Origin of the sequence: Paenibacillus ottowii (assembly GCF_050516475.1) — a bacterium.
Classification (GTDB): Bacteria; Bacillota; Bacilli; order Paenibacillales; family Paenibacillaceae; genus Paenibacillus; species Paenibacillus ottowii.
This window is the reverse complement of sequence record NZ_CP191577.1, coordinates 4415412-4423599: the sequence shown is the minus strand read 5'-3', so window position 1 is coordinate 4423599 and position 8188 is coordinate 4415412. Positions and strand designations below refer to the sequence as shown.

Below are 8188 nucleotides of genomic sequence, written 5' to 3'. Positions count from 1 at the left end.
GACCGGGATGGACGTACCGCTGGTGTACCAGTTGTTCCGCCAGGAGCACCGCTGGGTAGCTATGTACGGAAGGGATAAGCGCTGAAAGCATCTAAGCGTGAAGCCCCCCTCAAGATGAGATTTCCCAGTATGTAAGACCCCTTGAAGACGACGAGGTAGATAGGTTGGGGGTGGAAGTGCAGTAATGCATGGAGCTGACCAATACTAATCGGTCGAGGGCTTATCCTAAGATAAAGCGCAAGGAAGTTTCGGATCCAGTTTTCAGGGTGGAAGCATGGCATCATATAAGTTCGAGTAGCTTATATGAGGCAAGCGAACACACAGCATTTGGCGATGCTGTTCCTGAGTAAAGTATTTGCAAATCAAATACATGTTTGGTGGCGATAGCGGAGGGGTTCCACACGTACCCATCCCGAACACGACCGTTAAGCCCTCCAGCGCCGATGGTACTTGGACCGCAGGGTCCTGGGAGAGTAGGACGCCGCCAAGCATAACCCCCTTATCTGGGGATTTTTTTTCGCCTATAAGGCTAACCTCTACATATTCAAAATTTCAATTCTTATCTTTAAGATGGGGCTATAGCTCAGCTGGGAGAGCGCCTGCCTTGCACGCAGGAGGTCAGGGGTTCGATCCCCCTTGGCTCCACCAATATTCCCTGATAGCTCAGTTGGTAGAGCACTCGACTGTTAATCGAGTTGTCACAGGTTCGAGTCCTGTTCGGGGAGCCATATGGAGAGGTGTCCGAGTTGGCCGAAGGAGCACGATTGGAAATCGTGTAGGCGCCAAAAGCGTCTCGAGGGTTCGAATCCCTCTCTCTCCGCCAGCTCTTATAAAATAAATATGGCCCGTTGGTCAAGGGGTTAAGACACCTCCCTTTCACGGAGGTAACAGGGGTTCGAATCCCCTACGGGTCATAGTAGTATGGAGGCTTAGCTCAGCTGGGAGAGCATCTGCCTTACAAGCAGAGGGTCGGGGGTTCGATCCCCTCAGCCTCCACCATATATAATAACGCGGGGTGGAGCAGTTCGGTAGCTCGTCGGGCTCATAACCCGAAGGTCGTAGGTTCAAATCCTGCCCCCGCAATTAGTTTCCTATTGGAAATGCCTCTGGAACTGTGGTGTAGAGGCCTAACATGCCTGCCTGTCACGCAGGAGATCGCGGGTTCGAATCCCGTCAGTTCCGCCATTTTAACTTAATATGCCGGTGTAGCTCAACTGGTAGAGCAACTGACTTGTAATCAGTAGGTTGGGGGTTCAAGTCCTCTCGCCGGCACCATTTTGGAGGATTAGCGAAGTGGCCAAACGCATCAGACTGTAAATCTGCTCCCTTACGGGTTCGGTGGTTCGAATCCATCATCCTCCACCAGTTTTATAGGGGCATAGTTTAAAGGTAGAACAACGGTCTCCAAAACCGTTGGTGTGGGTTCAATTCCTGCTGCCCCTGCCAATTACTTCTTTTCCTGTGGCGGTCGTGGCGAAGTGGTTAACGCACCGGACTGTGACTCCGGCATTCGTGGGTTCAAGCCCCATCGGCCGCCCTTTCTTATTGGGGATTAGCCAAGCGGTAAGGCAACGGACTTTGACTCCGTCATGCATAGGTTCAAATCCTATATCCCCAGCCATCTTATGCGGACGTGGCTCAGCGGTAGAGCATCGCCTTGCCAAGGCGAGGGTCGCGGGTTCGATTCCCGTCGTCCGCTTTTTATACTCTGGCGCCATAGCCAAGTGGTAAGGCAAAGCTCTGCAAAAGCTTTATTCCCCAGTTCAAATCTGGGTGGCGCCTCCATAATTAAATATGCCGGCGTGGCGGAATGGCAGACGCGCTCGACTCAAAATCGAGTGGGAAACCGTGGAGGTTCGAGTCCTCTCGCCGGTATTAACTAAAAGAGTTCATTAGAGACATTCTCTAATGAGCTTTTTTTATTTGAACTTTAGTACCCCACTCATTGCTTGAGCTGAAGACACCTTTGAGTTGTATTCCAAATGCGAATAAATATTTGCCGTTGTTGCATAATCGCTGTGGCCTAACCATTCCTGAACTTCTTTCATGCTTACCCCTAATACATCTACATAAATATACTCCAGGTATTCAAGACAATAAGAATTGTCAGAAGATAAGCGATTGAAGCATAAAGTCTGCGAACAGACTTTTGCTATTACCGGATGGAGTAGCCGCTTTTACTCTTACAGCATATCTTCGTTTTCAACCGCGAGTGCTTGTCCTTCCATATGATAAATTTCCTGGCTTCCTGAAGCAAGATTTCGGCTCTTTTCTTGGTTTGCCGATGACAATGGCAACAAATTCATGAACAGCGCCTCCAAAATTGCGTCACATTTAACACAATTGATATTGATTATCAATATCAATTGTGTTAATATGATTTTGTTTACTAGTGAACAAAATATAATCTAATGGTGACACTGAACTTGATCTGCAACTATTACAAGAGAGGGGAGATTGGGAAATTGGAGTTTCAAAATCATTTTAAAGGTCATCTTTACGAGCAATATATTAAAATGCTACATCTGAATGAGCTGTATACTGAACAAGAAATTAACTCGTTTCGGCAACAGGCTAGAAAGTACCAGATTGACATGCTCTCCAACAATATTACTAGTGTACACGTTATTGATTGCATTGGTGATTATGAACCGATAAATCATACCGGGATTGTGGAGAAGATGGGGTTGTCCAAAGCTAGCATTACTAAAATTAGTGCAAAGCTGCTGGAAATGGGCTTCATTATGAGAAGTCAACTGAACAGCAATCGTAAGGAGGTTTACTTTAGTTTAACGGATAAGGGAAGACACGTTTATCATTTGCATAAAGAACTGCACAAAGAAAAAGAAGAAAGGTTTTACCAATTCATTGAATCCTATTCAGAGGCTGAGCTGCAGACTATTGCAAAATTTATGAGTGATTTGGTGGCGCGTGCCGAAGAATACACCGAAGGGAAGTTTACGATAAATGACGACATTAAAGATTGAGGAATTAAGATCCAAGATTGAAGGGAAAGAAATTTTAAAAGGGCTCACACTGGAGATTCATGGCGGAGAGATTCATGCGATTATGGGGCCTAATGGGACGGGAAAAAGTACATTGGCTTCAGCTTTAATGGGCCATCCCAAATATGAGGTTACTGGCGGTAAGGTGACATTGGACAATGAAGACCTTCTGGAGATGGAGGTGGATGAGCGTGCTCAGGCAGGCTTGTTCCTCGCTATGCAATACCCAAGTGAAATTGCTGGCGTGACCAACTCGGATTTTCTCAGAACTGCCATCAATGCACGGCGTGAAGAAGGTGATGAGATATCCTTAATCTGTTTTATCCGTGAAATGGAGAGAAAAATGAAGGGGCTGGAGATGAACCCGGAATTTATGCATCGTTATTTGAATGAGGGATTCTCTGGCGGTGAAAAAAAGCGGAATGAGATTTTGCAAATGATGCTGCTTGAACCCAAGTTTGTGATTCTGGATGAAGTGGACTCAGGGCTTGATATTGATGCACTGCGTATTGTGGCCAATGGCGTAAATGAGATGTGCAGCCCGGATAGAGGCTTTTTAATCATCACCCATTATCAACGACTGTTGAATTATATTACCCCGGATTTTGTGCATGTCATGATGCAAGGCCGGATAGTTAAATCTGGCGGTCCGGAGCTTGCCCACCGTTTGGAGGCTGAAGGGTACGATTGGGTGAAGGAGGAACTTGGGATTACGGATGAGACGGTAAGTGAAGCCTAAAAGCCGGAGAGGAGGAACAGCACATGGATATACAAGCTAGAGTTTCAATGAATGTGGACGATTTACGCGCATGGTCAAGGGCTAAGGATGAACCTCGTTGGCTGATTGAACGCCGCGTTCACGCACTCGAACTGGCAGGGACGCTGGAGTTGCCTAAAGTGGAGAAAATCAATCTTGAAAAATGGGATATCTACGAAAGTGGAGATTACAAAGCTGAGAATGCGTGGTCTAGTTTGGAGGAAGCGCCGGAGGTTGTTCGAGGTTTGGTTGCTTCTCCGGTGAAAGGCGGACTAATCGTTCAGTCCAACTCGGATGTAGTGTATACGAAATTGTCCGAGAGCTTAGCCGCCCAGGGAGTCATTTTAACGGATCTGCATACTGCGGCAAAAGAGCATGAGGAGCTGGTTCAACGTTATCTCTTTCAGGCAGTAAAGCCAGAAGAACATCGTTTATCTGCTGCACACAGTGCCTTATGGAGTGGTGGCGTTTTTCTATATGTCCCAGACGGTGTAGAGGTTGAAGCACCTATTCAAGCGATCTTTCTTAACGATACAAGCGGTGTGTGTTTTGCTCCTCATGTCTTAATTGTGGTAGGGAGCAACAGCAAGATCACTTATGTGGATAATTGTGTATCGAGTGGTGATGATGTCAAGGTATTGCATAACGGTGTGACGGAGGTCTTCGCGGGGGCGGGCTCAAAGGTGCAAGTAGCTTCGGTTCATCAGCTTGCTGCAACTACAACAGATTTCACCCAGCGACGGGCGGTCGTTCTTGCTGATGGGGGTGTGGAATGGATTATCGGTGAGATGAACAATGGTTATACCGCCAGCGATACCAAGACTTTGCTACAAGGCAACGGGGCAGTCTCCGACAATAAGGTGATTGCTATTGGCACGGGCAATCAAAAATCGAGCTATACAACTCAAGCTCAGCATTTTGGCAGAAGCTCGGGAAGCCAGATGATTACGCGTGCAGTCATGCTTGAAGAAGCTACGTCCATTATCAACGGCATTACAAAGATTGAAAAAGGTGCAACCCATTGTGATGGTCAGCAAACAGAACGTGTGCTTATGCTAAGTCCTAAAGCTCGCGGTGATGCCAATCCGATCCTGCTGATAGATGAGGATGATGTAACCGCGGGTCATGCTGCATCCGTGGGGCAAGTAAATGCAGAGCAAATCTATTATCTGATGTCGCGCGGGATATCACGAAGTGAAGCCGAACATCTTGTTATTTTCGGATTTCTCGCTCCTGTCATTTCGGAGATCCCGCTGGAAGGTGTTCGCAGTCGCCTAAAAGATTTAGTGGAAAGCAAGCTCGGTAGATCATAGCAAATCAAAATGAATCTTGAAAGGTTAAAAAGGAGTGATACTAATGGCTAAAAAAGCACCAGATATGGGCGAATATAAATATGGGTTTCGCGACAAGCACCAGTCTATTTTTCAATCTGGAAAAGGTCTGACGGAAGAGATTGTCCGGGAAATATCCCGGATCAAGGAAGAGCCGGAGTGGATGCTCAATTTTCGGTTGAAAGCTTTGAAGCAATTCTACAAAATGCCGATGCCTGAATGGGGAGCGGATTTGACTGGGCTAAATCTTGATGACATCCAGTATTACGTTCGCCCTTCTGAAAAACAGGGAAAGACCTGGGAGGAGGTTCCTTCCGAGATCAAAGCAACCTTTGACAAGCTGGGAATCCCTGAAGCGGAGCAAAAGTTCCTGGCGGGCGTATCCGCTCAATATGAGTCGGAAGTAGTTTATCACAGCATGCGGAAAGAACTGGAGGATCAGGGCGTTATTTTCCTTGATACGGATAGTGCATTAAAGCAATACCCCGAAGTGTTTAAGCAACATTTTGGGACGATCATCCCTCCCGCCGACAATAAATTTGCGGCGCTTAATAGTGCGGTTTGGTCAGGCGGTAGCTTTGTATACATTCCGAAGGGTGTTCAGTGCGAGGTTCCTATACAAGGTTATTTCCGTATTAATTCTGAAAATATGGGTCAATTCGAGCGGACATTAATTATTGCCGAAGAGGGCAGCTTTGTCCATTATGTTGAAGGATGTACAGCACCTATTTATAGTTCCAGTTCTCTGCATAGTGGAGTTATTGAAATTATTTGCCGAAAAGATTCCCGTGTCCGTTACACGACCATTCAGAATTGGGCTCCTAATATCTACAACTTGGTAACCCAAAGGGCTGTGGCAGAAGAAAATGCCACAATGGAATGGGTGGACGGCAACATCGGCTCCAAGGTAACAATGAAGTATCCGGCAGTATTATTGAAAGGACGGGGAGCCAAGGGGTCCATCCTGTCTATTGCCGTAGCCGGTAAAGATCAGCATCAAGATGCTGGCGCGAAGGTAATTCACCTTGCTCCCGAGACAACTTCTACGATTATATCCAAATCCATAAGCAAGCAGGGCGGAAAAGTAAACTACCGAGGGTTGTCCAGCTTCAGCCGCGATTCCGCAGGGTCCAAGTCCAATATTAAGTGCGATACGTTGATATTAGACAACATGTCAACATCAGATACGATTCCGTACAATGAAATTAAAAACGATCAGATTACTTTGGAGCACGAGGCAACAGTATCCAAAGTGTCCGAGGAACAATTGTTTTACTTAATGAGCCGCGGGCTTACAGAACAAGATGCTACACAAATGATTGTAATGGGCTTTATTGAACCGTTTACCAAAGAATTGCCAATGGAATATGCCGTTGAAATGAATCGGTTGATTCAATTTGAGATGGAAGGAAGCATCGGTTGATTCATTAATTTAATAGATCGAACCTTTATCATTCTTTAAAGAGGTGCTAGTAATGAAGAAAAATAATTCGGACGATTCAGAACTAGCTCAAATTACTCGAGAGATACGAAAACTTCAGTTCTGCCTTCATATGCTGTCAGGATTGAGCGCAAGTTGTGGTGTGATGATACCTTTAGACTCTATTCATACGCTTATAAGGGAACTTTCGGATCAAGAGGTTACTCTTAGGCAAAAAGCAAAGGATCACTCAGACGATCTAGGATGAAAAAAGGTCTGAATGACGGTTGGTAAAACAATGGGAGGAGTTGACATAATGGATGAAAATGGAGTTTTATTCGATGAAGTATCGGAAGTTCTTCTCAAACTACGTCCTTTCTTACTGCGTGACGGTGGAGATGCTGAACTGGTCGAAGTTGAGAACGGTATAGCAAAATTAAGATTTTTGGGAGCTTGCAATGGTTGCCCAAGTGCTACGATTACGTTAAAGGTTGCTATTGAGCGCGCAATTCTTGAGGAAATTGATGATATTAAAGAAGTTGTACAAGTATTCTAAATTCCTTGATACTGAGCAACTGAGTTAGTCCTGTCGCAGACCATAGCTACGGAAGTTGATCCCGCTGCTCAATACCAAAGTACATCGACAGATTATCTTGCGGGTCGAATTCGACGAGCAGCGCTTTTTTTACTTCATTAAACAAGGCATTATCGAGATTTATTTCGGTATCGAGTGGGAAACCGTGGAGGTTCGAGTCCTCTCGCCGGTATATACAAAAGGATGATAAAGTGCTTTAAAGCATTTTATCATCCTTTTTACTATTTGCATTCTCGATTTTGACAACAAAGCTAATCTGCTGCCAGATTAATGGAAGATAGGAACTTCGTATAGTTTCTTTTCTAAATAGATATTTGACTGAGACTTTGATGTTATTGTAGGATAGTGGTACTAGAAAAACAATTATAGTTTATTAAGTGTAAAAGAAATGAGGAATGCATATGCAAGAAAGAATTTTGGAAGCTTTTGTAGAGGAAGTTCATGAGAATGGCTTGAAATTTACGATGGATGATCTTGCGAAAAGACTGGCTATCAGTAAGCGGACGTTGTATGAGAATTTTTCGTCTAAGACGCTTATTTTGGAGACGCTTATTGAGCGTACCAATGATGATATGATTCGAAAAACGGAGCAAATTATCCAAGATAATGAATTATCTTTGTTAGAAAAAATAAAACAATCGATTAGAGTTATGCCGTTGTACTATAAGTTTTATGATTTGAGAATATTGGATCAGATGAAAAAGTATTATCCTGAGCAATGGAAAAAGGTAAATGCAGATTTAAATGATTGGTCTCCAATTAGAACATTAATTCAGGAAGGTATCCGAGAAGGAATTATCGTGAACAAAAATGAAGCTTTGATCATGAAGCTGATTATTGATTCAGTGAATCTGACGCTTGATCAGCGGTTCTTTCTGGATAACAGTGTGACGGTAGAGGAAGCTACTTATTCCATTGTAGATATATTGTTATTTGGGTTAGTCGAGAAGCAAAAGTAGTCTAATAATATATGCCTATAAAAGGAGGGCTTTTTTTATAAGAAAACTAAAAAAACAATTTAAGTTTTTTTGTTTTTGAAGTTGGGATACTGAAAATTTACAAAGGATAAATAAAATGTTC

The 8188-nt window shown here is 44.3% G+C and carries 7 protein-coding genes, 15 tRNA genes, 1 rRNA gene and 1 other annotated feature (1 of these 24 running past the window's edge); of the genes, 22 read left to right on the top strand and 1 reads right to left on the bottom strand.

Annotated features, from left to right (window positions below; all coding sequences use genetic code 11):
• Positions 1-216: a sequence feature (23S ribosomal RNA rRNA prediction is too short), on the top strand; it begins 52 nt to the left of the window's first position.
• 157 nt (positions 217-373) lie between these two features.
• The 16 genes from rrf to ACQQ6X_RS20595 all read left to right on the top strand — a co-directional run bounded on the left by rrf (position 374) and on the right by ACQQ6X_RS20595 (position 1875).
• Positions 374-490 (top strand): 5S ribosomal RNA (rrf, locus tag ACQQ6X_RS20670).
• 82 nt (positions 491-572) lie between these two features.
• Positions 573-648, top strand: a tRNA-Ala gene (locus tag ACQQ6X_RS20665).
• A gap of 4 nt (positions 649-652) precedes the next feature.
• Positions 653-728, top strand: a tRNA-Asn gene (locus ACQQ6X_RS20660).
• 3 nt (positions 729-731) lie between these two features.
• A tRNA-Ser gene (locus ACQQ6X_RS20655) sits at positions 732-823 on the top strand.
• 19 nt (positions 824-842) lie between these two features.
• Positions 843-914 (top strand) — tRNA-Glu (locus ACQQ6X_RS20650).
• 9 nt (positions 915-923) lie between these two features.
• Positions 924-999 (top strand) — tRNA-Val (locus ACQQ6X_RS20645).
• 10 nt (positions 1000-1009) lie between these two features.
• A tRNA-Met gene (locus ACQQ6X_RS20640) sits at positions 1010-1083 on the top strand.
• A 25-nt stretch (positions 1084-1108) separates the two neighbouring features.
• Positions 1109-1185, top strand: a tRNA-Asp gene (locus tag ACQQ6X_RS20635).
• 14 nt (positions 1186-1199) lie between these two features.
• A tRNA-Thr gene (locus ACQQ6X_RS20630) sits at positions 1200-1275 on the top strand.
• A gap of 4 nt (positions 1276-1279) precedes the next feature.
• A tRNA-Tyr gene (locus tag ACQQ6X_RS20625) sits at positions 1280-1365 on the top strand.
• 7 nt (positions 1366-1372) lie between these two features.
• Positions 1373-1446, top strand: a tRNA-Trp gene (locus tag ACQQ6X_RS20620).
• A gap of 18 nt (positions 1447-1464) precedes the next feature.
• Positions 1465-1537: transfer RNA gene (locus ACQQ6X_RS20615), tRNA-His, on the top strand.
• A gap of 9 nt (positions 1538-1546) precedes the next feature.
• Positions 1547-1621, top strand: a tRNA-Gln gene (locus ACQQ6X_RS20610).
• Positions 1622-1627: 6 nt separating this feature from the next.
• Positions 1628-1699 (top strand) — tRNA-Gly (locus tag ACQQ6X_RS20605).
• 11 nt (positions 1700-1710) lie between these two features.
• Positions 1711-1785, top strand: a tRNA-Cys gene (locus tag ACQQ6X_RS20600).
• 11 nt (positions 1786-1796) lie between these two features.
• A tRNA-Leu gene (locus tag ACQQ6X_RS20595) sits at positions 1797-1875 on the top strand.
• Between the two features lie 308 nt (positions 1876-2183).
• On the opposite strand, the gene ACQQ6X_RS20590 is transcribed toward ACQQ6X_RS20595, so the two are convergent.
• Positions 2184-2306, bottom strand: coding sequence for a hypothetical protein (locus ACQQ6X_RS20590; protein ID WP_305166828.1), 123 nt, complete (start codon positions 2304-2306; stop codon positions 2184-2186).
• A gap of 159 nt (positions 2307-2465) precedes the next feature.
• Between ACQQ6X_RS20590 and ACQQ6X_RS20585 the strand changes: the two genes are divergently transcribed.
• From ACQQ6X_RS20585 to ACQQ6X_RS20560, 6 genes are all read left to right on the top strand, one after another.
• Positions 2466-2987, top strand: a complete 522-nt coding sequence (locus ACQQ6X_RS20585; protein ID WP_305166827.1) for a MarR family transcriptional regulator — start codon at positions 2466-2468, stop codon at positions 2985-2987.
• Entirely contained in the window at positions 2968-3744 is a 777-nt protein-coding gene (sufC, locus tag ACQQ6X_RS20580) for a Fe-S cluster assembly ATPase SufC (RefSeq protein ID WP_305166826.1), read from the top strand. The genes ACQQ6X_RS20585 and sufC overlap by 20 nt, the downstream gene beginning before the upstream one ends.
• Before the next feature lie 23 nt (positions 3745-3767).
• Entirely contained in the window at positions 3768-5075 is a 1308-nt protein-coding gene (sufD, locus tag ACQQ6X_RS20575) for a Fe-S cluster assembly protein SufD (protein WP_430493484.1), read from the top strand.
• A 43-nt stretch (positions 5076-5118) separates the two neighbouring features.
• The gene (gene sufB, locus ACQQ6X_RS20570; protein WP_305166825.1) at positions 5119-6516 is read left to right on the top strand and encodes a Fe-S cluster assembly protein SufB; all 1398 of its coding nucleotides are present in this window, start codon (positions 5119-5121) and stop codon (positions 6514-6516) included.
• A 313-nt stretch (positions 6517-6829) separates the two neighbouring features.
• Positions 6830-7069 carry a NifU family protein gene (locus ACQQ6X_RS20565; protein ID WP_013373004.1) on the top strand — a complete coding sequence of 80 codons (240 nt, stop codon included), beginning with the start codon at positions 6830-6832 and terminating at the stop codon, positions 7067-7069.
• Between the two features lie 440 nt (positions 7070-7509).
• Positions 7510-8067 carry a TetR/AcrR family transcriptional regulator gene (locus tag ACQQ6X_RS20560; protein WP_430493483.1) on the top strand — a complete coding sequence of 186 codons (558 nt, stop codon included), beginning with the start codon at positions 7510-7512 and terminating at the stop codon, positions 8065-8067.
• The last annotated feature ends 121 nt before the right edge of the window (positions 8068-8188 follow it).